This window comes from Arenimonas alkanexedens (assembly GCF_054781355.1).
The window spans coordinates 20,378-44,118 of the sequence record NZ_BAAGUO010000009.1 but is presented as its reverse complement, the minus strand read 5'-3'; the positions used below and the strand labels follow the sequence as shown (position 1 = coordinate 44,118).

The window sequence follows — 23,741 nt, the reverse complement described above, 5'->3', positions numbered from 1 at the left end:
CTTCATCACTGGGGAGGGGACATGGCCGAGGCGCGCACCAGGATCCGCAAATCGCCGATGTCGCGGGTGGACACGGCATGGCTGCGCATGGAGCGGCCTACGAACCTGATGATGATCACCGGCGTGATGATGTTCGAGACGCCGCTGGACATCGCCACCTTGCGAAAGGTGATCGCCACCAAGTTCCTGTCCTACCCCCGTTTCCGCCAGAAGACGGTGGATACGCCGACCGGTTGCTTCTGGCAGGACGACGCCGACTTCGACCTTGACTGGCATGTGCGCCTGACGGCGCTTCCCGGTCGTGGCGGCAAGAAGGAGCTCGAGCGCCTGACCAGCCAGATGGCCTCGACCCCGCTCGACAAGACCAAGCCGCTTTGGCAGTTCCATCTGGTTGAAAAGTTTGGCGGCGGTTCGGCCCTTATCTCGCGCATCCATCACTGCTATGCCGACGGTATCGCGCTCGTGCAGGTGCTGCTTTCCCTGACCGAGCTGGGCATCGACCCCAAGCGCAAGGCCGCCTTGGCCAAGCGCTGGCTGAAGAAAGAAGAGCACGCCCCGGTGGCGCAGCGGGTCGGCGCCATTGATCGCTACATGCAGATCGGCGGCAAGATGCTCGAGAAGGGCATGGACTTCTATCGCGACCCCACCCTGGCGGCGGTGTTGGCCACCGAAGGCGTGGACATCGCCAAGGAAGTGGGCCTGGCGCTGTCGCTGTCCGATGACCCCGAGACCGTGCTCAAAGGCCGCCTGGGCGTCAGCAAGCGCGTGGCCTGGGCCGAGCCGCTGCCGCTGGACGAAGTGAAGTCGGTCAGCCGGGCGCTGCGCTGCACGGTCAACGACATCCTGCTGGCGTCGGCCACCGGCGCCTTGCGCACCTATATGCTCGAACGCGGAGAGCAGCTCGACGGCATCACGATCCGCGCCACGGTGCCGGTGAACCTGCGGCCGCTGGAACACGCCAAGCAGCTGGGCAATCATTTCGGGCTGGTGTTCCTGGAGCTGCCGGTAGGCGAGGCCAATCCGATGCGGCGACTCGAGCGCATCGTCGCCTCGATGAAGGTGCTGCGTAAATCACGCCAGGCCGTCGCCACCTTCGGTGCGCTGGCGGCGGTGGGCATGGCGCCACCGGCGGTGCAGGCCTTTGCGCTGGAGATGTTCAGCCGCAAGGCGTCCGCCGTCGCCACCAATGTTCCGGGCCCGCAGATGCCGCTTTACTTCGGCGGCAGCAAGATCACGGACCTGATGTTCTGGGTGCCGCAAACGGGCTCGATCGGACTGGGTATTTCGATCCTGAGCTATAACGGCGCCGTCCACTTCGGCCTGATCGCCGACGCCAAGCTGATGCCCGATCCCGACTCGGTGATCCGCCGTTTCCGTCCCGAGTTCGAGAAGCTGCTCTATCTGGCGCTGATGGCCAAGTGGGAAGGCGAGTTCTGCGCCGACGCCGCCGAAGCCCTGATGCCCGACCCGGACTGAGCCGCACCCATCCAGGCGCACCTTCTTTCGCGCCGGGTTCGCGCCCTACGCGCGATAGTGTTCCCCCCTGAGGAGATCGCCATGGCTGACCCGAGCTGCGAAATTCCCGGTGCCGGCCTGCGCGTCGCGCCGGGCCTGGTGCCGGATCCGGCGGTGGACACCCCCACCGCAGCCGACCGAGGCGAGGCCATCCTCGCCGGCGGCTGTTTCTGGTGTACCGAAGCGGTTTATCGCCAGTTGGCGGGGGTCACCGACGTGGTGCCCGGCTATGCCGGCGGCGACGCCGACACCGCCAACTACCGGGCCGTGTGCAGCGGCCAGACGGACCATGCCGAGGCCATCCGCATTCTTTACGATCCCGAACGGCTGAGCTACGGCCAACTGCTGAAGGTGTTTTTCGCCGTCGCCCATGACCCGACCCAGAAGGACCGGCAGGGCAACGACGTCGGCCCGCAGTACCGGTCGGCGCTGTTCCCGCTCGATGCCCTGCAGGAGCAGGTCGCGCGCGCCTATCTGACGCAGCTCGATGCCTCCGGCGCCTTTGCGTCGCGCCTGATGACCCGCATCGAGCCCCTGGAGGCGTTCTTCGTGGCCGAGGCCAATCATCACGACTACGCCGCGAAAAACCCGGGCCAGCCCTATATCCAGTTCGTCTCGCTGCCCAAGGTCGCCAAGCTGGTCAACGCCTTCCCGGACAAGCTGAAGTAGCCGCGCCCGGCCGGCGCTTGAAGCCGCCCGGGCGGCTGCCGCTTACTCGTGCAGCGCCTCGCGCTGCCGCACCACGTTGTCCAGATTGTCGAAGTCACCCAGGTGGGTGGCGGTGTCCACCGTGAGTTCATAGACCGCACAGGGCTTGGCCACCGGACAGACGCTGGCATGGGCGACTTCCGGTGCGACGACCGGCTTGGCCTTGCGCGCGTCCGAGGACCGGTGGACGGATATTTCGTCGACCATCTGGCGCGGGACACTACTCATCAGCCGGCAGCCGTTGCCATCGCAGCGCCAGGTGGAACAGTACTCGGCGTTGCAGGTGATGATGAAACAACCATTCGTGCAGTCGTGCGGGCCGTTGGCGCGTGCCGGCGCGGGTGCGCCAAGGGCGACGAGCGCCGCGAGCGCGGCAAGGCTGGCGAAAAGTAGTCCGGGTACGATCTTCATGAAGCTCTCCAAGTCCAGGGGCGCGCACCGGGCGGCACGGGCTGGACTCAGGTTAGGCAGGCGGCGTCCCGCGGTCGTCAGCGCATCGTCGCGGTGGGGGGTAGGAGTTCCGCCTCAACGCCGCGCGGGGCGCGTGCTCGCCAGCGCCGCCAGCAGTTCCTGCGCCACCGAAGCCCCGGCCAGCGCCGTGATCTCGCTGCTGTCGTAGGGCGGGCTGACTTCCACGACGTCCATGCCCACGATATTCAGGCCGGCCAGGCCGCGCACCAGCTGCAGCGCCTGGTGCGTGCTGAAGCCGCCGACCACGGGTGTGCCGGTCCCCGGCGCGAAGGACGGGTCCAGGAAATCGACGTCGAAGGTGACGTAGCACTTCATGTCGCCCACGCGTTCGCGGATGGCGGCGATGGCGGCGTCCACGCCCTGGGCATGTAGTTCGCGCGCGTCCAGCACGCGGAACCCGTGGGTCTCGGCGTTGTACGTGCGCATGCCCAGCTGGATCGAGCGCGCCGGGTCTACGTAGCCCAAGCGCGCGGCGTGGAAGAACATGGTGCCGTGGTCAATGCGGCCCTCGGTGTCGCGCCAGGTGTCGCTGTGCGCATCGAAATGCACCAGCGCCATCGGACCGTGCACGGCGTGCAGGGCGCGCAACACCGGGAAGCTGACGAAGTGGTCGCCGCCGAGCGTCAGCGGTACCACGCCGTGGGCCAGTATTCCGGCGTAGGCGGCCGTGATCGCATCGGGCGCTTCATGCGGGCGCCCGGAGTCGAAGTAGACGTCGCCCCAGTCCACCACGTTCAGGCGCTCGAGCGGATCGAAGTTCCAGGCGTAGGGCGGGCACCAGGCCAAGGATGCCGATGCCGCGCGGATGGCGCGCGGCCCCAGGCGCGTGCCTGGGCGGTTGGTGGTGGCGAGGTCGAAGGGCACGCCCACGACCGCCACGTCCACGCCCGCCAGGTCCTTGGTGTAGCGGCGGCGCAGGAAGCTCAGCGCGCCCGAGTAGGTCGGTTCGGCCTGGCTGCCGTAGGGCGTGGTGCGGGTGAAGGCAAGGTCGGTGCCGGCGGGGATGATCGGCGTATCGGGGTTTGACATGGAATGCTCCTGGCGGAGGTCAGTCCACTCGTCGTTCCTGCCGCGAGGCATTGCCGGGACGAGGGTCACCGGTAGGTCGTGGCGGCGGCGCCTACTTCATCGTGGGCATGGTGAACTCGGCCTGCGCGCGCACGCCGGTGGGCCAGCGGGCGGTGACGGTCTTGAGTCGCGTGTAGAAACGCACGCCGTCGGGCCCGTGCACGTGCAGCGGCCCGAACAGTGAGCGCTTCCAGCCGCCGAAACTATGGAAGGCCATCGGCACCGGAATCGGCACGTTGATGCCGACCATGCCGGCCTGGACGCGGTGCGAGAACTGCCGCGCGGCATCGCCGTCGCGGGTGAAGATGGCGGTACCGTTGCCGTATTCATGGGCGTTGACCAGGGCCAGCGCGGCCTCGAAGTCAGACGCGCGCACCACGCATAGCACCGGCCCGAAGATCTCCTCGCGGTAGATGCGCATCGTCGGCGACACGTGGTCGAACAGGCAACCGCCGAGGAAGAAACCATCCGGGGCGTCAGCCACCGCGCGCTGGCGACCATCCACGACCAGGGTCGCGCCTTCGGCCACGCCGACGTCAATATAGTCGCGCACCTTGTCGCGATGGGCCGCGGTCACCAGCGGCCCCATGTCCGGTTCGCCCCGGTCGCCCGGGCCGATCTTGAGCGATTCGACCATCGGCCGGAGCCGCGCTACCAGCGCGTCGGCGGTAGCATCTCCGACGCAGACCGCAACCGAAATCGCCATGCAGCGTTCGCCGGCTGAACCATAGCCGGCGCCAAGCAGCGCGTTCGCAGCGCCATCGAGGTCGGCGTCGGGCAGCACCACCATATGGTTCTTGGCGCCGCCCAGGGCCTGCACGCGCTTGCCGTTGGCGCTGCCGCGGGAATAGATGTATTCGGCTACCGGCGTGGAGCCGACGAAGCTGACTGCCTGCACGCGCGGGTCGTCGAGCAGGGCGTCAACGGCGCCCTTGTCGCCATGCACCACGTTGAACACGCCATCGGGCAGCCCGGCTTCCTTGAGCAGGCGCGCCAGGATCATCGGCGTGCCCGGATCGCGTTCCGAAGGCTTGAGCACGAAGGTGTTGCCGCAGGCCAGGGCCACCGGGAACATCCACATCGGCACCATGCATGGGAAGTTGAACGGGGTGATGCCGGCCACCACGCCCAGCGGCGCGTACTCGGTCCAGGAATCGACCTCGCGGCCGACGTTCATCGAGTGCTCGCCCTTGAGCAGATGCGGCGCGCCGCAGGCGAACTCCACCACTTCCAGGCCGCGGGTCAATTCGCCGCGGGCGTCGGCCAGCACCTTGCCGTGCTCGGAGGTGATGCAGGCCGCGATCTCGTCGGCATGGGCCTCGAGCAGCTCCTTGAACTTGAAAAGCACGCGGGCCCGATTGAGCGGCGTGGTGGCGGCCCAGGCGGGGAAAGCGGCTTGCGCAGCCGACACAGCGGTGTCGACGTCGGCGGGCGAGGCCAGCGCGACGTGGGCCTGGACCTGGCCGGTGGCGGGGTTGAAGACCTCACCCTGGCGCGTGCTTTCGCCGGCGCGGAGCTGGCCTTGGATGAAGTGCGGGATCTGGCGGTGGGGCATGGGTGACCTCTGCTGGGACCTTGGCAAGATTGTTCCCCTCTCCCCAACCCCTCTCCCACAAGGGGAGAGGGGCTCGCGTCTCGCAACCATTTGTGTCCGCTTCGCTCCCTCCCCCCTTGCGGGAGAGGGGCTCGCGTCTCGCAACCATTTGTGTCCGCTTCGCTCCCTCTTCCCTTGCGGGAGAGGGGCTCGCGTCTGGCAACCACTAGCGCCCGCTTCGCTCCCTCTCCCCTCGTGGGAGAGGGCCGGGGAGAGGGGGCGTTCCTTGCCTCAGCCCTTCAATGCCACCGCTGCCGGCACGTACTCGTAGCCCAGGTCCTTGGCCACCGCCTCGTAGGTCACCTTGCCGGCGTGCACATTCAGTCCGTTGAGCAGGTGCTCGTCGTCCAGCATCGCCGCCGCACCCTTGTTCGCCAGCTTCAGCGCGTAGGGCAGGGTGGCATTGGTCAGCGCGAAGGTGGACGTGCGGGCGACGCCACCGGGCATGTTCGCGACGCAGTAGTGGATGATGCCGTCCACTTCGTAGGTCGGGTCCTGGTGGGTGGTGGCCTTGGAGGTCTCGAAGCAGCCGCCCTGGTCGATGGCGACGTCCACCAGCACCGAGCCCGGCTTCATCAGGCCCAGCTGCTTGCGCGTGACCAGCTTGGGCGCCGCAGCGCCCGGAATCAGCACCGCGCCGATGACCAGGTCGGCCTGCGGCAGCAGCTCTTCGATCGCATCAATGGTGGAATAGAGCGTCGTGATGCGGTCGCCGTAAAGTTCGTCGAGATACTTCAGGCGATCCAGCGAGCGATCCAGGATGGTGACGCGGGCATTCATGCCCATGGCCATGCGCGCGGCATTGATACCGACCACGCCGCCGCCGAGCACCAGCACCTGGGCCGGCTTCACGCCCGGCACGCCGCCCATCAGCACGCCTGAACCGCCCTGGGCTTTCTCCAGCGCGTGCGCGCCGGCCTGGATGGACATGCGGCCGGCTACTTCCGACATCGGCGCCAGCAGCGGCAGGCCCCCCTTGCGGTCGGTGACGGTCTCGTACGCGATGCAGGTGGCGCCGGACTTCACCAGGGCCTTGGTCTGCTCGGGATCGGGTGCCAGGTGCAGGTAGGTGTAGAGGATCTGGCCGGGGCGCAGCATGGCGCACTCCGCCGGCTGGGGCTCCTTGACCTTGATGATCATGTCGGCGCGCTTGAAGATTTCCTCGGCGCTGTCGACGATCTGCGCGCCGGCCTTCTCGTACAGGTCGTCGGTCAGGCCGATGGACTTGCCGCCATCGCGCTGCACGATCACCTGGTGGCCGTGGGCGACGAGTTCGCGGGCGCCGGCCGGAGTCAGGCCGATGCGGTACTCGTGGTTTTTGATTTCCTTGGGGACGCCGATAAGCATGAAGCAGCCCTCCCGGGGCAGATCTGTTCTTGTGGGGTCGTCCGCCCGGTCAGGCGGTGGCGCGTATGGTAGCGGCCAAACGGTCGAAAATCAGGTCGATATGCTCTTTTTCCAGGATCAGGGGCGGCGACAGAGCCAGCACGTCGCCGGTGCAGCGCACCATCAGGTTCTGCTCGTGGAAGGCGCGCTGGAAGGCGTCGTAGCCGCGGGCGCCGGGGGCGTCGGGGCGTGACGCCAGCTCGACCGCACCGATCAGGCCGAAATTGCGGATATCAATGACGTTCGGCAGGCCCTTGAGCGCGTGGATCGCATCCTGCCAATAGCTGCCCAGCGTGATGGCCTTCTCGAACAGGCCTTCCTCCTGGTAGGTGTCCAGAGTCGCCAGGGCGGCGGCGCAGGCCAGCGGGTGGCCGGAGTAGGTGTAGCCATGGAAGAGCTCGATCGCACCCTCCGGGCCGTGCATGAAAGCGTCGTAAATCCGGCCCGAAGCGAACACCGCGCCCATCGGCACCGTTCCGTTGGTCAGTCCCTTGGCGGTGGTGATCAGGTCCGGGGTGACGCCGAAGCGCTCGGCCGCGAAGGCCTTGCCGACCCGGCCAAAGCCGGTGATCACTTCGTCGAATATGAGCAGGATGCCGTGCTTGTCGCAGATCTCGCGCAGGCGCTTGAGGTAGCCATCGGGCGGCAGTACCACGCCGGCGCTGCCGGAAATGGGCTCGACGATGACGGCGGCGATCGTGCTGGCGTCATGCAGCTGCACCAGCCGCTCGAGGTCCTCGGCCAGCTCGATGCCGTGCTGCGGCAGGCCGCGGTTGAAGCCGTTGCGGGCGATGTCGAGCGTATGCCGCAGGTGGTCCACGCCGGGCAGCATCGGCCCGAAGAACTTACGGTTGTTGACCATGCCGCCCACGGCGATGCCGCCGAAGCCGACGCCGTGGTAGCCCTTCTCGCGACCGATCAGGCGGGTTCGCTGGCCCTCGCCGCGGGCGCGTTGGTAGGCAAGCGCGATCTTGAGCGCGGTATCCACCGACTCCGAACCCGAGTTGGTGAAGAACACATGGTCCAGTCCCTCGGGTGCGATCGCCTTCAGGCGCTCGGCCAGCACGAAGGGCAGGGGATGGCCCATCTGGAAGGTGGGCGCGAAATCGAGCGTCGCCGCCTGCTCCTGGATCGCCTTCACGATCCGGGGCCGGGCGTGGCCGGCATTGCAGCACCACAGGCCGCCGGTGCCATCCAGGATCTCGCGGCCGTCGGTGGTGCGGTAGTACATGCCCTCGGCGCTGGCCAGCAGGCGCGGCGTCTTCTTGAACTGGCGATTGGCCGTGAACGGCATCCAGAACGCGTCGGTGTGGTCGGGCGCGGCGGTGGCCTGGTGGGCAAGGTCGTCGACAGGGGACATGGCGGGCTTCCGAGGAGGGATGTCGCGCAGCTTACCGCGTTGAATAAAATTTACAACGAGGTGAAAACATGCGGTCTAATTGACCCGGAAAGGGCCAAGTGTTAAATATTCCGCAACATCCGGGGGTGAAAACATTGGATATCGGTATCCGGCTGCAGGCGGTGCGCAAAAGCAAAGGACTGAGCCAGCGCGAGCTGGCCAAGCGCGTGGGCGTTACCAACAGCACCATTTCCCTGATCGAGCAGAACAAGGTCAGTCCTTCGATCAGCTCCATGAAGAAGGTGCTGGACGGTATTCCGATCTCGCTGGCCGATTTCTTCACCCTCGATCTGACCGAGGGCGGCGATAGTCCGTTCTATCCGGCCGACGAGCAGCCAGACGTCGGCAACAACGAAATTCACTACTTCCTGGTCGGTCAACACCGTGCCAATCGCCAAATGTGCATCCTGCGCGAGGTCATGCCGCCGGGCAGCGACACCGGTGAGTCGATGCTCAGCCATGACGGTGAGGAAGGCGGGGTGATCGTGCAGGGCCGCATCGAGGTCACCGTTGGCGACCAGGTGCGCGTGCTGGGCCCCGGCGAGGCCTATTATTTCGAAAGCCGCCAGCCACACCGCTTCCGCAACATCGGCCCCGACACCGCCATCCTCGTCAGCGCCAACACCCCACCCACTTTCTGAATAGCCCCTCTCCCCTTGCGGGAGAGGGGTTGGGGAGAGGGGAAAAGCCCCGATCCTCGCCCCGCAGCCACCGGACCCCCGACATGACCAAGCCAAAAACCCGCCAAGACTGGGAGCACCTTGCCTCCGGCCTCAGCCTGCGCCACCAGGCCTTCATCGACGGCCAGTACGTGGACGCCGCCAGCGGCAAGACCTTCGACTGCGCGAGCCCGATCGATGGCCGGGTGCTGGCCCGCGTCGCCGAATGCGGCTCGGAGGACATCGATCGCGCCGTCAAGGCAGCGCGCCGCAGCTTCGACGCCGGCAGCTGGTCGAACGCGCGGCCGGCCCAGCGCAAGAAGGTGATCCTGCGCTTCGCCCGGCTGCTCGAACAGCACGCCGACGAGCTGGCCCTGCTCGATGCGCTGGACATGGGCAAGCCGGTCTCCGACGCCCTGAACGTGGACGTGGCTGCCTCGGTGCGCTGCCTGGCCTGGACCGGTGAAGCCATCGACAAGGTCTACGGCGAAGTGGCACCCACCGGGCACGACGAACTGGGCCTGGTCACCCGCGAGCCGCTGGGCGTGGTCGGCGCCATCGTGCCCTGGAATTTCCCGCTGCTGATGGCCTGTTGGAAGATCGCGCCGGCCTTGGCGATGGGCAATTCGGTGATCCTCAAGCCGTCGGAGAAGTCTCCGTTGAGCGCGCTGCGCATCGCCGAGCTGGCGATCGAGGCGGGTATTCCCGCCGGCGTGTTCAACGTGGTGCCGGGCTTTGGCCGCGGTGCCGGCGAGCCGCTGGCCATGCACATGGACGTGGACGGCCTGGTGTTTACCGGGTCGACCGCGGTCGGCAAGCACCTGATGGTTTGCGCCGGCAGTTCGAACATGAAGCGTGCGTACATGGAATGCGGCGGCAAGAGCCCGAACCTGGTGTTCGCCGATGCCCCCAACCTCGACCGCGCCGCCAAGGCCGCGGCCAGCGGCATCTTCTACAACCAGGGCGAAGTCTGCACCGCGGCCTCGCGCCTGTTCGTCGAGCGCGGCATCAAGGATGCCTTCGTCGCCAAGGTCGCGGAGTTCGGCAGCAAGATGCAGCCGCGGCATCCGCTTGAACCCGGCGCGCCGATGGGCGCGATGGTGGACCCGGCCCAGACCGAGCGCGTGCTGGGCTTCATTGAGAAGGGCAAGGCCGAAGGTGCCCGCGTGGTCATCGGCGGCGAGCGCCTGCAGACGGTGGAGGGTGGCTGCTACATCGGCCCGACCATCTTTGATGACGTCGAGGCCGGCCACAGCATCGCGCGCGAGGAGATCTTCGGGCCGGTGCTGAGCGTGATCGCTTTCGACACCGAGGAAGACGCAGTGCGCATGGCCAACGACAGCGACTACGGCCTGGCCGCCGGGCTGTTCACGGCCGACCTCAACCGGGCCCACCGCGTGGCACGCAAGCTGCGCGCCGGCAGCGTGTGGGTGAACTACTGGGATGGCGGCGACATGACCGCGCCGTTCGGCGGCTACAAGCAGAGCGGCAACGGCCGCGACAAGTCCCTGCACGCCTTCGACAAATACACCGAGGTAAAGGCGACCTGGATTAACCTGGATCCATGAGTTCAGCCATCCGCGCTGCGGTCGGCAGGTAGCCTTCCGGCAACGGCAGGCGTTCCTTTGCGCGCGTCAGCGATTCGGCGTGGCTGCGGTGGTAGACGTAGCTCCGGTCCGGCAGATGGCCGCGCTGGGCACCCTGGGCCACCAGCCGCTGCATGAGCGCGGTTTCCTCGGCATAGGACACGTCGGGGAAGCCGCCGGCCGCGACCAGCGTTGTCCGGCGGATCACCAGCATGCCCACGCCGATGCAGTCGTCGAGGTGGATGTCGGCCCCGGGGATATTGGCGCAAGGCACCGTCTGGCTGCCGACCACCCGCATCGGCGACTGCCAGACATCCACGCTGGGGTTGGCGCGAATGGCCGCGCGATGGCGGCCAAGGTGGCGGGGCTCAAGTTCGTCGTCGCTGTCGAGGAAGGCGATCCAGGGCGCGCGCGCCAGCCCGATCAATCGGTTGCGTGAAGCCGCTTGGCCGCGATTGTTATGACGCCAGCTGCGCACTCGCGGTTCACGCGTCCGCCACCGGGCCAGCAGGCCGGGCGTGCCGTCGTCAGAACCATCGTCGGCGACCAGCAGCTCCCAGTCGGGATCGTGCTGCTGCAATACCGACGCCAGCGCACGCTCCAACAGACCTGCGCGGTTGAAGGTAGGCATGATGATCGAGAAAAAAGGCGTTCCGGCATCCACGCCATATTGCAGCCCAGCGCGCGTGCAGGGCCTGTGACCGCGCGCGAAGGCTGCGGATTCCGGATGCCCCGGCACGATGCCGGCGAGATATACACCGAGGTGAAGGCGACCTGGATCAACCTCGAGCCTTGACCCGGGTCAAGACCGGCCGGCACTTCGTGGTTCAGGATGGGGTTGCCAGGCAGTGGAGATCGCTATGCGCCTCAGAAGTGTGCCCTTCCTAACGGCGATTGCGCTCATCAGCGCCGTCGGGGTGCTTGCAGAAATCCCCAGGACGGACTGGGCTTCCCTGCCTGCATTGAGCCTGTCCGCAGGCGTAGCCGCACTGGCGATGATGGCCTGCGCGGCCTCGCTGGGTGCTCGCTGGGGCTGGGTTGAAGACCTGTTCGGCGGCCTTGACCGGGTCTATGAGGTGCACAAGTGGCTGGGCGTCTGGGCGCTGGCGCTGGCGGCCCTGCATTTCCTGTTCAAGGCCGGTGCCCCGGGCTGGGAGGTCGAGGCCATCCTGCCGCTGCCGCCGTTCTGGACGCGACTGGTGCGGCAGCTGAGCTTGCTGGCACTCGGGCTGATCGTACTGTTGGCTTTGAACCGCCGGATTCCCTACAGCGTCTGGCGCTGGTGGCACAAACTGTCCGGCCCGCTCTTTCTGGTCGTCGTGCTGCACTGGCTGAGCTTCAAGTCACCCATCGCGCTGTGGTCGCCGGTCGGCATGTGGCTGGCGCTGTGCGCCACGCTCGGGCTGTCCGGGGCGGCCTGGAAGCTGCTGCTCTATCCGTTCTTCGCCAATCATGCCGAGTATCGGATCACCGCCGTGACACCTGGGCCGTCCTCGGTGCAGTTGGCGCTGGTGCCGGTGGGCCGCGGCATCGCCTTCGAGGGCGGGCAGTTCGCCTTTCTTCGCCTCAATCACGAGGGCCTGCGCGAACCGCATCCCTTCACCCTGGCCAGCGCGAGCGGCGCCGACGAGCCGCTGCGGTTCGTGATCCGTGCGCTCGGCGACTACACCCAGCGGCTGGTGGCAGAGGCGGTGCCCGGCATGCATGCCGATGTTTACGCGCCGTTCGGCCGTTTCCGTCGCTTGGCCTCGCCCGATTGCGAAGTATGGGTTGCGGGTGGCGTGGGATTGTCGCCGTTCATGGCCTGGCTGCAGGACCCGGAGGCGCAGGGCCTGGACCGCGTCACGCTGTTCAACTTCCAGACGCCGGGTCGCGAATTCCCAGGCGTGGATGAGCTCGGCGCACAGGCGCGGGCCCGTGGCGTGGACTGGGTGTCGGTGTCCGGCGGGCCGGAGGCAGCGGAGTTTCGTGATCGACTGGCCTGGCTGGTGGGTCAGGCCGGTGCATCGAACATCTCGGTCAGTTTCTGCGGGCCGGCAGGCCTGCTGGCGAAAGTGCGGGCCGAAATGTCACGCCACGACATCCCGGCCTCAAAGCTTCAGTTCGAGAAGTTCGACTTTCGCTGAATCAGCGCAGCAGCAGCACCGGAATCGGGCAGCTGCGCAGGACCTGGGTGGTGGTGCTGCCCAGGATCAGGGTGCGGATGCGTGAGTGGCCATAGGCGCCCATCACCAGCAGGTCGATGCCGCGGCCGCCGACCTCGCGGGCGATGACGGCTTCCGGATGCCCCGGCACGATGCCGGCGTTCGGCGTGAAGCCGGCGGTCTGAAGTTGGTCCTTGGCCCAGGCCAGGTGTTCGCGCAGGCCGGCCTGGCTTTCCTCGCCGACCATCAGCAGGTCGCAGGCCAGGCCCTTGAGCAAGGGGCTGGCGCAGACCATCTCGACGCAGCGGCGGGTGGTGGCGCCGCCGTCGAAGGCGATCATGAAGCGCTGCGGCGCCTTGAACGCGCGCGAAGCCACCAGCACCGGGCGATGCACCGCACGCAGCACGTGCTCGAGCTGGCCGCCGAGCCGGCCGGTGTCGAAGTTGGCGTGTTCGCCGCGTTTGCCCAGCACGAACAGGCGCACGTCCTGCTCGAGCTCGGGAAGGCTGTCGGCCAGGCTGCCGTGCCGCTGGCGGACCTTGACCTCGATGCCATGCGATTGCGCCAGGTGGGCCCGGGTCTGTTCCAGCAGCAGGCCGCCATGTTCTTGCGCCAGCCGGGCGCGCTGTTCGTCCAGCTCGGCGAGCTGCGCCAGCAGGTTTTCCTGGCCGCCCAGCGACAGGCTGCCGCTCAGGTCGGCCAAAGGCGGTTTGCCGCCGCGCTCGATGGTGTGCAGCAGCTCCAGCGGCGCCGACAGGCGCAGGGCGGCCCAGGCGGCGAGTTCGGCCACGCTGCGGCCGTAGACCGAGGGGTCGATCGCGGCCAGCACATGGCCATCGGCATGGATCAGGGGCTTAGTCATGCGGGGTTCCTCAGTGGCCGCCCATCAGGCGTTCGGCGTCGGGTTTGTCGTGCACGCCGAGGCGGTCGACGATGGTGGCGCTGGCATCGTTCAGACCGATGATCTCGACGACGGTGCCTTCGCGGCGGAACTTGAGCACGACCTTGTCCAGGGCGCCGACCGCGCTGAGGTCCCAGAAGTGCGCGTGCGAGACATCAATCACCACCTGCGACAGCACTTCCTTGAAGTCGAAGCCGGCCGCGAACGCGTCCGCCGAGGCGAAGAAGACCTGGCCCGTCACCGTGTAGGTGCGCGACTTGCCGTCGTCCGCCGGCACCGAGCCGATGTGCAGTACCTGGCCGACCTTGCGGGCGAAGAACAGCGCCGACAGCAGCACGCCGGTCAGTACGCCCTTGGCCAGGTCGTGGGTGAATACAGTGACCAGCACGGTGGCGATCATGACGATGCTGGACGTGCGCGGATGGCTGGCCAGGTCGCGTACCGAGCTCCAGCTGAAGGTGCCAATCGACACCATGATCATCACGGCCACCAGCGCCGCCATCGGGATCTGGCTGACCCACTCGCTGCCGAACACCACCAGCATCAACAGCACCGTGCCGGCGACGAAGGCGGACAGGCGGCCGCGGCCACCGGACTTCACGTTGATCACCGACTGGCCGATCATCGCGCAGCCGGCCATGCCGCCGATCAGGCCGGAGGCGATGTTGGCCACGCCCTGGCCGGCGCATTCGCGGTTCTTGTTGCTGGGCGTGTCGGTCAGGTCGTCGACGATCTGCGCGGTCAGCAAGGACTCCAGCAGGCCCACCACGGCCAGCGTGGCCGCCACCGGCAGGATGATCCAAAGCGTCTCCAGCGTCAGCGGGATCTGCGGGAACAGGAAGATCGGCAGGCTGTCCGGCAGTTCGCCCATGTCGCCCACGGTGCGGATGTCGAGCTTGAGCCAGATGGCGACGACGGTGAGCAGCACGATCGCCACCAGGGGCGAGGGGATAGCCCGGGTGAGCAGCGGGAAACCGTAAATGATCGCCAGCCCGGCCGCGCACATCACGTACACCGTCCAGGGCACGCCGATCAGCTCCGGCAGCTGCGCCATGAAGATCAGGATTGCCAGCGCATTGACGAAGCCGGTGATCACCGAGCGCGAGATGAAGCGCATCAGCGAGCCCAGCTTCAGGGCACCGGCGATGATCTGGAACACGCCGGTCAGCAGCGTGGCGGCCAGCAGGTACTGCAGGCCGTGGTCCCTCACCAGGTCCACCATCACCAGCGCCATCGCGCCGGTGGCCGCCGAGATCATGCCGGGACGGCCACCGAAGAAGGCGATCACCACCGCGATGCAGAACGAGGCGTACAGGCCCACCTTCGGGTCCACGCCGGCGATGATCGAGAACGCGATGGCTTCCGGGATCAGCGCCAGGGCGACCACGAGGCCGGCGAGGACATCGCCGCGGATGTTGCCGAACCATTCCTGGCCCATGCGGGAGAGCGTATTCAAGTCGGTAATTCCAGGGTCCGGGCGGCGTCAGCGCGGAAAAGCGTCACTGCATGAGGCAGCACGCGGGCCGGGAGTTTACCGGACGGGGTCTGGCCCCGCACCCCGAACGCTTACCAGAGCGCGTCGCGCAGCTTGAACCAGGCCATCGCGGCGACCAGCAACGGGGTACGCAGGGCCCGGCCGCCCGGGAAATTGCGGTGCGGGATAGCGGCAAAGGCGTCGAGCCGGGCCGCCTGCCCGCGGATCGCTTCGGCGACGATGCGACCGGCCAGCCCGGTGGCGGCGACGCCGTGTCCGCTGAAGCCCTGTGCGAAATAGACGTTGTTGCCCAGCCGGCCCCAGTGCGGGGCGCGGTTGAGGCTGATGTCGATCAGGCCACCCCAGACGCTTTCAAACCCGACCCCGGCCAGCTGCGGGAACACCCGCGCCATCCGTCGTGCCATGGTGCCCGCCAGGTTCGGCGGCGGCAGCGTGGAATAGCTGGCGCGGCCGCCGAACAGCAGACGGTGGTCGGCGCTGAGCCGGAAGTAGTCGAGCGCCCAGTTGATGTCCGCCACGGCCATGTCGTTGCGGATCAGGTCCCGCGCACGCTCGGCGCCCAGCGGCTTCGTGGCGCCGACGTAGGTGCCGACCGGCATGATCTTGTCGTCGAGTTCGGGCGCGATGCCGTGCACCAGGGCATTGCCCGCCAGCACGCAGAACCCGCCCTCCGCCTCGCCCTGCGCGGTGCGCAGCACCGGGCGCGGACCGCGGGCGAGCGAAACTACCGGCGACTCCTCGAAGATCCTCACCCCCGCCGCCACGGCCGCGCGCGCCAGGCCCAGCGTGTAGTTCAAGGGATGCAGGTGGCCGGAGGCGGGATCAAACAGTGCGCCCAGGTAGCGCGGGCTGGGCAACTGCGCCTGCAGCTGGTCGCGGTCCCACCAAGGCAGGGCGTAGCCGTAGTTCTCGGTCAGGTCGCGCTGCCAGGCCTTCAGCTCGGTGATGTGCCGCGGCTTGATCGCCACGTGGGCGTGGCCGTCGCGCCAGTGCGCGTCGATATCGTGGCTGGCGATGCGCTCGCGCACCAGGCGCACGCCTTCGAGCGACCAGTCAAACATCCGCCGCGACATCTCCGGCCCCACCATCGCCGCGATCTTGGACTGGTCGCAGCCGAAGCCGAAGATCACCTGGCCGCCGTTGCGCCCGGAGGCGCCCCAGCCGACGCGCCGGGCCTCGACCACGATCACGCTCAGGCCTGCCTGCGCCAATTCAAGCGCGGCGGAAAGACCGGTCAGGCCAGCGCCGAGGATGACCACGTCGGCGGTCTCGCGGCCCTGCAGCGGCGGATGCCGCGGCGCTGGCGTGGCGCTGCGCGAGTACCAGGAGTCGAGGTGCGCGGCGGGCGAGCGCAGCGTCATCTCAAACCGTCCGCAGGTACCAGTCGTATTCCAGCGTGGTCACCTCACGGCTGAAGCTGCGCAGTTCCTTGAGCTTCTGCTGGCCGTAGATGTGCCGGAACGGCACCCCGAAGTGGCGGGCGACGAACTCGCTGGCCTGGAAATCACGGATCGTGTCGTGCCAGAACAGCTCCCGCGGCTCGGACTGGGCGTAGGCGTTGCCGATGATCGGCGCGCCCGGGTCGCCCTGGTCCTCCAGGCCCTGCAGGATGCCGGCCAGTACCGCGGCGGTGACCAGATAGGGATTGGCGTCGGCGCCACCGATGCGATGTTCGATGCGCAGATTGTCCGGGTCGCTGTGCGGAATGCGCATGGCCACGGTGCGGTTGTTGAAGCCCCAGGCATCGTTGAGCGGCACGAAGGCATTGAGCACGAAGCGGCGGTAGCTGTTGGCATGCGGCGCGAACATCAGCATGCAGTCAGCGCTGGCGCGCTGGAGTCCGGCCACGGCATGGCGCAGCGCGTCGACCGGCTGCTCGGGCGAGCAGGCGAAGATGTTCTTGCCGGTGGCGTCGAGCACGCTGATGTGCACGTGGGTGCCGCTGCCGGCCTGGTCAACGAAGGGCTTGGCCATGAAGCTGGCGATCATGCCCTGGTCGGCCGCGGTGGCCTTGATCACGCGGCGCAGCAGCAGGGCGTCGTCGCAGGCGGCGACCGCGTCGGCGCGATGCTTGAGGTTGATCTCGAACTGGCCCGGCGCATACTCGGCCACCGCGGTGTCAGCCGGGATGCCCTGGGCCTGGCAGGCGTCGGCGACGGCGTCGGTGAAGCCCTGGTAATCGTCCAGGTCCTGCATGTAATAGACCTGCGTACTGACATTGCGTTCGCCGGTGCCCGGGTTCACTGAGGTCTGGGGCCGGCCGTCATGGCTCAGCTCGGCGTCGAGCAGGTAGAACTCAAGCTCGACCGCGACCACCGGGGTCAGGCCGCGTTCGGTGAAGCGGGCCAGTACGCGCTTGAGCACCTCGCGCGGCTGCGCCTCGAACATGCCGCCGCGGCCGTCTTCCATCTGCAGCAGAAGCTGCGCCATCGGGCGGTGCTGCCAAGGGATCGGGCGCAGGCTGCCGGGCACCGGCCGGCAAAGCCGGTCTTCGTCGCCGATGTCATAGCCCAGGCCGGTTTCTTCAACCGTATTGCCGGTGATGTCGGTGGCGATCAGCGACATCGGCAGGCAAACCCCGTCGCGGTAGACCTTCTCGAGCGCGTCGCGGGTGATCCGCTTGCCGCGCAGCAGGCCGTTCATGTCCGGCAGCAGCAGGTCGATCTGTTCGCAGTCCGGCATCTGCGCAAGGCGCTCGGCGTCGGCCGGCGGGAGGAGGGGCGAGGTCATGGGCGACGGGCATCCGCTGGGGTCGGCGGAGTCTAGCATTGCGTCCCCGCGTGTAAAAAATAATCATCCCTCGTTGATAAAATAAAACGCCGGGAGTAAGGTCGGGCATCCCCTCGCGAGGCGCCCTATGCGTCATCCCCCGCTGGTCGGCCTGCCTTCGGACCGAAAACAGATCGGGCACCACCCCTTCCAGGCGGTGGGCGAGAAGTATCTCCGTGCGGTGGTTGACGGCGCTGGCTGCCTGCCGCTGGTGATTCCCTCGCTGCAGCCCCCGCTGGACCTGCGCGCGCTGCTGTCCCGGCTCGACGGACTGGTGCTGACCGGGGCGCACAGCAATATCGAACCGCACCACTATGGCGACGAGGCCAGCTACGACGGCAATGTGCATGACCCCGCGCGCGACGCGACCACGCTGGGCATCGTGCCGCTGGCCATCGAAATGCGGGTGCCGGTGCTGGCGCTGTGCCGCGGCTGCCAGGAGGTGAACGTGGCCCTGGGCGGCAGCTTGTACCAGAAGGTGCACGACGTGCCCGGCTTCGACGACCACCGGGAGAACCCGGACGAACCGCTGGGCGTCCAGTACGCGCCCTCGCATCCGATCGCGCTGGCGCCCGGCGGACTGCTTGAACGCATCGCCGGCGGGCCCGAGGTGCAGGTCAACTCGCTGCATGGCCAGGGCCTGCGTACGCTGGGGCGCGGACTGGTGGTCGAAGCCACCGCCCGGGACGGCCTGGTGGAGGCCGTACGCCTGGACGATCCTGGGCCCTTCTTGCTCGCGGTGCAGTGGCACCCGGAGTGGAGGGTTGCAGAGAATCCCTTCTATCTGGGTATCTTCCAAGCCTTCGCGGATGCCTGCCGCGAACGCGCCCAGCAAAGAGCCTAGCCCATGTCGAAGAAGAAAGAGCCCAAACAGACCGCCGAAGAACAGCAGGAGAGCACGCTCAAACGCTGGCTAAAGGAGCGCCGTATCACCGAGGTGGAATGCCTGGTGCCGGACATCACCGGCAATGCCCGCGGCAAGATCATCCCCGCCGCCAAGTTCTCGCATGACTACGGCACGCGCCTTCCCGAAGGTATCTTCGCGACCACGGTCACCGGCGAATATCCGGACAATTACGACGACCTGGTGTCGCCGTCGGACTCGGACATGCAACTGCGGCCTGACCCGGACACGGTGCGGATGGTGCCCTGGGCCACTGACCCGACCGCCCAGATCATCCACGACTGCTACACCCAGGACGGCAAGCGCCACGAGCTGGCGCCGCGCAACGTGCTGCGGCGCGTGCTCGACCTGTACGAAGAAATGGGCCTGGCGCCGATCATCGCGCCCGAACTCGAGTTCTTCCTGGTACAGCGCAATACCGACCCGGACTTCCCGCTGCAGCCGCCGGCCGGGCGCAACGGTCGCCCTGAGACCGCGCGGCAGTCTTACTCCATTGATGCGGTCAACGAATTCGACCCGATCCTGGACCTGATGTACGACTACTGCGAGGCGATGGAGCTGGACGTGGACACCCTGGTCCACGAGTCCGGCGCCGCCCAGCTGGAAGTGAACTTCGAGCATGCCGACCCGCTGTCGCGCGCCGACCAGGTGTTCCTGTTCAAGCGCACCATGCGCGAGGCGGCGATGCGCCACGGCATCTACGCCACCTTCCTGGCCAAGCCCATGGAAAACGAGCCCGGCAGCTCGATGCACATCCACCAGAGCCTGATGGACGCGGACACCGGCCGGAACGTGTTCGCCGGGCGCCGCAAAGGCGAACACAGCCAGATCTTCATGCATTACCTGGCGGGCCTGCAGAAGTATGTTCCGGCCGCGATGGCCATCTTCGGGCCGAACGTGAATTCCTACCGGCGCCTGGCCTTCGGCGAGGTCTCGCCCAAGAACGTGCAGTGGGGCTACGACAACCGTACCTGCGGCCTGCGTGTTCCCCTGGATACGCCGGAGAACACCCGGGTCGAGAGCCGCTTCGCGGGCTCCGACGTCAATCCCTATCTGGCGCTCGCGGCCACCCTGGCCTGCGGTTATCTCGGCATCCAGGAAAAGCTGGAGCCGACCGCGCCGATGGCCGGCAGCGCCCACGCCAAGGGTTACGACCTGCCGCGTTCGCTGGAGGAAGCCATCGTGCTGCTGCGCAAGTCAAAGCCACTGCGCGGGCTGCTGGGCGAGCGCTTCGTCAAGGCCTACACCTCGGTGAAGGAAAAAGAACACCAGACCTATCTTCGTGTGATCAGTTCGTGGGAACGCGAGTTCCTGCTTTTGAATGTTTGAGGAGAGCGCATGAAATCGATCGACACCCGCAGCCTGCAGCAGCTTGACGCCGCGCATCACCTGCACCCGTTCAACGACAACGCCGCGCTGGCCAAGAAAGGCACCCGCATCCTGACCCGCGGCGACGGCTGCTACGTCTGGGATTCGGAAGGCAACAAGCTGCTCGATGCATTCGCCGGCCTGTGGTGCGTGAACATCGGCTACGGGCGGCGCGAGCTTGGCGAGGCCGCCGCGAAGCAGATGACGCAGCTTGCCTACTACAACAGCTTCTTCGGCTGCACCACCGAGCCCACCGTGCGCCTGGCCGCCAAGCTGGCTGAACTGTGCCCGGGCGACCTCAACCACGCCTTCTTCTCGAACTCCGGCTCCGAAGCCAACGACACCATCCTGCGCATGGTCCGGCACTTCTGGGCGGTGCAGGACCAGCCGCAGAAGAACATCGTCATCGGCCGCCACAATGGCTACCACGGGTCCACCGTGGCCGGCGCCAGCCTGGGCGGCATGAAGGGCATGCACAAGCAGGGCGGTCTGCCGATCCCCGACATCCACCACATCGATCCGCCGTTCTGGTTCGTCGACGGCGGCGACATGGACGAAGAGACCTACGGCCGACACTGCGCCCAGCGGCTGGAGGACAAGATCGTCGAGCTTGGCGCCAACCGCGTCGCCGCCTTTATCGGCGAACCGATCATGGGCGCCACCGGCGTCTACCTGCCGCCGAAGAACTACTGGAAAGAAATCGAGCGGATCTGCCGCAGGCACGACGTGCTGCTGATCGCCGATGAGGTGATCTGCGGCTTCGGACGCACCGGCGAATGGTTCGCCGCCGACTACTACGGCTTCCAGCCCGACGTGATGACCCTGGCCAAGGGCATCACCAGCGGCTACATCCCGCTGGGCGCCGCCATGTTCAATGACCGCATCGCCGGCGTGCTCAACGAGAAGGGTGGCGAGCTGGCCCACGGCTACACCTATTCCGGCCATCCGGTCTGCGCGGCCGTGGCGCTGGAGAACATTCGCATCCTTCAGGAAGAGAAGATCGTCGACACCTGCCGCACCGACACCGGGCCCTACCTGGCCCAGAAGTGGCGGCAGCTCGGCGAACACCCGCTGGTCGGCGAAGCGCGCATCGCCGGCATGGTCGGCGCCCTCGAGCTGGTGCCGGCCAAGCCCTCGCGTGAGTTCTTCCCGGACCGCGGCCAGGTGGGCCAGCTGTGCCGGGACTTCGCCCTGCAAAACGGCCTGATCCTGCGCGCCACCAACGACGCCATGCTGCTGTCGCCGCCGTTGGTGATCAGTCGGGCGCAGGTGGACGAACTGGCCGAGAAGGCCTGGAAGTCGCTGGACATGACCGCGAAGGCGCTCGGCATGGCGACGGGCTGAGGCCCGGCTCGCGCGGGGAGCGCGGGCAGGGCGCGTGTGTATTATGTTTTCGTGGGTTCGAATGCCGTTCACTGTTTCATTCACCAACCTTGGGGATAGACGATGAAGCACCGACTGACCGCACTGACCGCACTGATCATTCCCCTGTTGGCTGCCGGCTGCGCCGGCGAGTCCGGGTCCGATGGCTCGCCCGGGTCCGCGCAGGCGCCCGCCGAGGCGTCCAAGGTTCTCAACATCTACAACTGGTCGGACTACATCGGCGAGGACACCATCGCCAACTTCGAGAAGGAGACCGGAATCAAGGTCACCTACGACGTGTTCGACTCGAACGAGCTGCTGGAAGCCAAGCTGATGTCGGGCAACACCGGCTATGACGTCGTGGTGCCGTCGCTGACCTTCCTCTCGCGGCAGGTGCAGGCGGGGGTGTTCCAGGAGCTCGACAAGTCGCGCTTCACCAACTACGGCAATCTGGATCCGGAGTTCCTGACGCTGCTGGCGCGCAACGATCCCGACAACGGCCATTCCATCCCTTACCTCTGGGGCACCACCGGCATCGGCTACAACGTCGAGAAGGTGCGCGAGGCCCTGGGCGAGGACGTGCCGCTGGACAGCTGGGCGATGGTGTTCGAGCCCGAGAACCTCGCCAAGCTCAAGGGCTGTGGCGTCGCCTTCCTCGACACGCCTTCCGAGATCATCCCGCCGGTGCTGCGCTACCTGGGTGAAGAGCCCAACAGCTTCGACGAAGCCGTAATCCAGAAAGCGGTGGATCGCCTGGCACAGCTGCGGCCCAGCATCACCTACTTCCATTCCTCGCAGTACATCAACGACCTTGCCAACGGCGACATCTGCGTGGCGATCGGCTGGTCGGGCGACATCATCCAGGCCCAGGCGCGCGCTGAAGAGGCCGACAAGGGCGTCGATATCAGCTACGTGATCCCGAAGGAAGGCGCGCCGATGTGGTTCGACATGCTGGCCATTCCCAAGGGTGCCCGCAACGCCGACAACGCCTACCTGTTCCTGGACTACCTGATGCGCCCGGACGTGATGGCCGGCGTGCAGAACTACGTGGCCTATGCCAGCGCCAACCAGGCAGCGCTGCCGATGGTTGACGAGGCGATCCTCAACGACCCAGGCATCTATCCGACCGAGGAAGCCAAGGCGGGCCTGTTCACCCTGGCGGTGCTGCCGCCCGAGGTCGATCGCCTGTTCACGCGCCACTGGACCACGCTCAAGACCGGCCAGTAATCGACCCCGTCCAACGGAATCCCACGCATGGCAGCAGTACCCAACGGCGCCGCCCTGGCGGCGCCAAAGAACGACAAGCTGGGCGCCGAGGACTACCTGCGCATTGATGCGGTGCGCAAGGAGTTCGACGGTTTCGTGGCGGTGGATGACGTCAGCCTCACCATCCGGCAGGGCGAGATATTCGCCCTGTTGGGCGCTTCCGGCTGCGGCAAATCAACCCTGCTGCGGGTGCTGGCCGGTTTCGAGCGGCCAACCCGGGGCAGGGTGGTGCTCGACGGCCAGGACATCACCGAACTGCCGCCTTACGAGCGGCCGATCAACATGATGTTCCAGTCGTATGCGCTTTTCCCGCACATGAGCGTGGAGCAGAACATCGCCTTTGGGCTCAAGCAGGACGGCATGGCGAAGGCCGTGGTCGCGCGCCGGGTCGAGGAGATGCTGTCGCTGGTGCAGATGGAGAAGTTCGCGCGCCGCAAGCCGCACCAGCTTTCCGGCGGTCAGCAGCAGCGCGTGGCGCTGGCGCGGTCGCTGGCCAAGAGTCCGAAATTGCTGCTGCTCGATGAGCCGATGGGCGCGCTGGACAAGAAGCTGCGCTCGCAGATGCAGCTCGAGCTGGTCAACATTGTCGAACGCCTGGGCGTGACCTGCGTGATGGTTACCCACGACCAGGAGGAGGCAATGACCATGGCCCACCGCATCGCGATCATGGATGCCGGCTGGATCCGCCAGCTGGGTACGCCCGACGAGATATACGAGCAGCCCAGCTGCCGCTTCACCGCCGAATTCATCGGTTCGGTGAACCTGATTGAAGGCAAGATCAAGGACGACGAGAAGGACTACATCACGATCGTCAGCCCGGCGTTGGAGCACCTGGGCTATGTCGGCCACGGCGTTACCGGGTTCGAGGGCCAGGACGTCGCACTCGCGCTGCGGCCGGAAAAAATCCAGGTCAGCGCCGATGAACCGGCCCAGCCCCACAACAAGGTGCGCGGCACCATCGAGGAGATCGCCTACTTCGGCAGCCACTCGGTATTCCACGTCCGGCTTCCGGGCGGCACCGAGATCCTGGCCAACATGGTCAACAGCCAGCGCTGGGCCAGCGAGCGCTTCACCTGGAACGACACGGTGTGGCTGAGCTGGGACGACCAGGCCGGCGTGGTGCTTACCTCGTGAAGCGCAGCCTAC

At 67.0% G+C, this 23,741-nt stretch carries 20 protein-coding genes; 10 read left to right on the top strand and 10 right to left on the bottom strand.

Annotated features, from left to right (window positions below; translation table 11 throughout):
• Positions 1-21 precede the first annotated feature (21 nt).
• Together ACYVGY_RS13315 and msrA are read left to right on the top strand one after the other, a co-directional pair.
• Entirely contained in the window at positions 22-1,476 is a 1,455-nt protein-coding gene (locus ACYVGY_RS13315; protein ID WP_460457985.1) for a WS/DGAT/MGAT family O-acyltransferase, read from the top strand.
• Positions 1,477-1,557: 81 nt separating this feature from the next.
• Positions 1,558-2,184, top strand: coding sequence for a peptide-methionine (S)-S-oxide reductase MsrA (gene msrA / locus ACYVGY_RS13310; RefSeq protein ID WP_460457984.1), 627 nt, complete (start codon positions 1,558-1,560; stop codon positions 2,182-2,184).
• A 42-nt stretch (positions 2,185-2,226) separates the two neighbouring features.
• On the opposite strand, the gene ACYVGY_RS13305 is transcribed toward msrA, so the two are convergent.
• The 5 genes from ACYVGY_RS13305 to aptA all read right to left on the bottom strand — a co-directional run bounded on the left by ACYVGY_RS13305 (position 2,227) and on the right by aptA (position 8,123).
• Positions 2,227-2,634 carry a hypothetical protein gene (locus ACYVGY_RS13305; protein ID WP_460457983.1) on the bottom strand — a complete coding sequence of 136 codons (408 nt, stop codon included), beginning with the start codon at positions 2,632-2,634 and terminating at the stop codon, positions 2,227-2,229.
• Between the two features lie 114 nt (positions 2,635-2,748).
• Positions 2,749-3,723 (bottom strand): agmatinase, encoded by a 975-nt coding sequence (gene speB / locus ACYVGY_RS13300; protein ID WP_460457982.1) that lies wholly within the window; start codon positions 3,721-3,723, stop codon positions 2,749-2,751.
• 91 nt (positions 3,724-3,814) lie between these two features.
• On the bottom strand, positions 3,815-5,317 hold the full coding sequence (locus tag ACYVGY_RS13295; RefSeq protein ID WP_460457981.1) for a CoA-acylating methylmalonate-semialdehyde dehydrogenase: 1,503 nt from the start codon (positions 5,315-5,317) through the stop codon (positions 3,815-3,817).
• A gap of 270 nt (positions 5,318-5,587) precedes the next feature.
• The gene (gene ald, locus ACYVGY_RS13290) at positions 5,588-6,703 is read right to left on the bottom strand and encodes an alanine dehydrogenase (protein ID WP_460457980.1); all 1,116 of its coding nucleotides are present in this window, start codon (positions 6,701-6,703) and stop codon (positions 5,588-5,590) included.
• Positions 6,704-6,752: 49 nt separating this feature from the next.
• Entirely contained in the window at positions 6,753-8,123 is a 1,371-nt protein-coding gene (aptA, locus tag ACYVGY_RS13285; RefSeq protein WP_460458014.1) for an omega-aminotransferase AptA, read from the bottom strand.
• Positions 8,124-8,236: 113 nt separating this feature from the next.
• Here aptA and ACYVGY_RS13280 point away from each other — a divergent pair, with 113 nt between their 5' ends.
• On the top strand, positions 8,237-8,782 hold the full coding sequence (locus ACYVGY_RS13280; protein WP_460457979.1) for a cupin domain-containing protein: 546 nt from the start codon (positions 8,237-8,239) through the stop codon (positions 8,780-8,782).
• A gap of 83 nt (positions 8,783-8,865) precedes the next feature.
• The gene (locus ACYVGY_RS13275; RefSeq protein WP_460457978.1) at positions 8,866-10,368 is read left to right on the top strand and encodes an aldehyde dehydrogenase; all 1,503 of its coding nucleotides are present in this window, start codon (positions 8,866-8,868) and stop codon (positions 10,366-10,368) included.
• Here ACYVGY_RS13275 and ACYVGY_RS13270 read toward each other — a convergent pair.
• Complete coding sequence (locus tag ACYVGY_RS13270; protein WP_460457977.1) at positions 10,352-11,017, bottom strand: glycosyltransferase family 2 protein; 666 nt, start codon at positions 11,015-11,017, stop codon at positions 10,352-10,354. The genes ACYVGY_RS13275 and ACYVGY_RS13270 overlap by 17 nt on opposite strands.
• Before the next feature lie 229 nt (positions 11,018-11,246).
• Here ACYVGY_RS13270 and ACYVGY_RS13265 point away from each other — a divergent pair, with 229 nt between their 5' ends.
• Positions 11,247-12,512 (top strand): ferredoxin reductase family protein, encoded by a 1,266-nt coding sequence (locus tag ACYVGY_RS13265; protein WP_460457976.1) that lies wholly within the window; start codon positions 11,247-11,249, stop codon positions 12,510-12,512.
• Position 12,513: 1 nt separating this feature from the next.
• Here the strand turns inward: ACYVGY_RS13265 and ACYVGY_RS13260 are convergent, their stop codons facing one another.
• The 4 genes from ACYVGY_RS13260 to ACYVGY_RS13245 form a co-directional block, all read right to left on the bottom strand.
• Complete coding sequence (locus ACYVGY_RS13260) at positions 12,514-13,392, bottom strand: universal stress protein (RefSeq protein WP_460457975.1); 879 nt, start codon at positions 13,390-13,392, stop codon at positions 12,514-12,516.
• A 10-nt stretch (positions 13,393-13,402) separates the two neighbouring features.
• Positions 13,403-14,869, bottom strand: a complete 1,467-nt coding sequence (locus ACYVGY_RS13255; protein WP_460458013.1) for a SulP family inorganic anion transporter — start codon at positions 14,867-14,869, stop codon at positions 13,403-13,405.
• 128 nt (positions 14,870-14,997) lie between these two features.
• Positions 14,998-16,287, bottom strand: a complete 1,290-nt coding sequence (locus ACYVGY_RS13250) for an NAD(P)/FAD-dependent oxidoreductase (RefSeq protein ID WP_460457974.1) — start codon at positions 16,285-16,287, stop codon at positions 14,998-15,000.
• 1 nt (position 16,288) lies between these two features.
• Complete coding sequence (locus ACYVGY_RS13245) at positions 16,289-17,656, bottom strand: glutamine synthetase family protein (protein WP_460457973.1); 1,368 nt, start codon at positions 17,654-17,656, stop codon at positions 16,289-16,291.
• Between the two features lie 127 nt (positions 17,657-17,783).
• Between ACYVGY_RS13245 and ACYVGY_RS13240 the strand changes: the two genes are divergently transcribed.
• The 5 genes from ACYVGY_RS13240 to ACYVGY_RS13220 all read left to right on the top strand — a co-directional run bounded on the left by ACYVGY_RS13240 (position 17,784) and on the right by ACYVGY_RS13220 (position 23,729).
• Complete coding sequence (locus ACYVGY_RS13240) at positions 17,784-18,539, top strand: gamma-glutamyl-gamma-aminobutyrate hydrolase family protein (RefSeq protein ID WP_460457972.1); 756 nt, start codon at positions 17,784-17,786, stop codon at positions 18,537-18,539.
• A gap of 3 nt (positions 18,540-18,542) precedes the next feature.
• Entirely contained in the window at positions 18,543-19,928 is a 1,386-nt protein-coding gene (locus tag ACYVGY_RS13235; protein WP_460457971.1) for a glutamine synthetase family protein, read from the top strand.
• 9 nt (positions 19,929-19,937) lie between these two features.
• Positions 19,938-21,311 carry an aspartate aminotransferase family protein gene (locus ACYVGY_RS13230; protein WP_460457970.1) on the top strand — a complete coding sequence of 458 codons (1,374 nt, stop codon included), beginning with the start codon at positions 19,938-19,940 and terminating at the stop codon, positions 21,309-21,311.
• Between the two features lie 102 nt (positions 21,312-21,413).
• Positions 21,414-22,556: an extracellular solute-binding protein gene (locus ACYVGY_RS13225; RefSeq protein ID WP_460457969.1), complete on the top strand. Its 1,143-nt coding sequence runs from the start codon at positions 21,414-21,416 to the stop codon at positions 22,554-22,556.
• 27 nt (positions 22,557-22,583) lie between these two features.
• Positions 22,584-23,729: an ABC transporter ATP-binding protein gene (locus ACYVGY_RS13220; protein WP_460457968.1), complete on the top strand. Its 1,146-nt coding sequence runs from the start codon at positions 22,584-22,586 to the stop codon at positions 23,727-23,729.
• Positions 23,730-23,741: the final 12 nt, after the last annotated feature.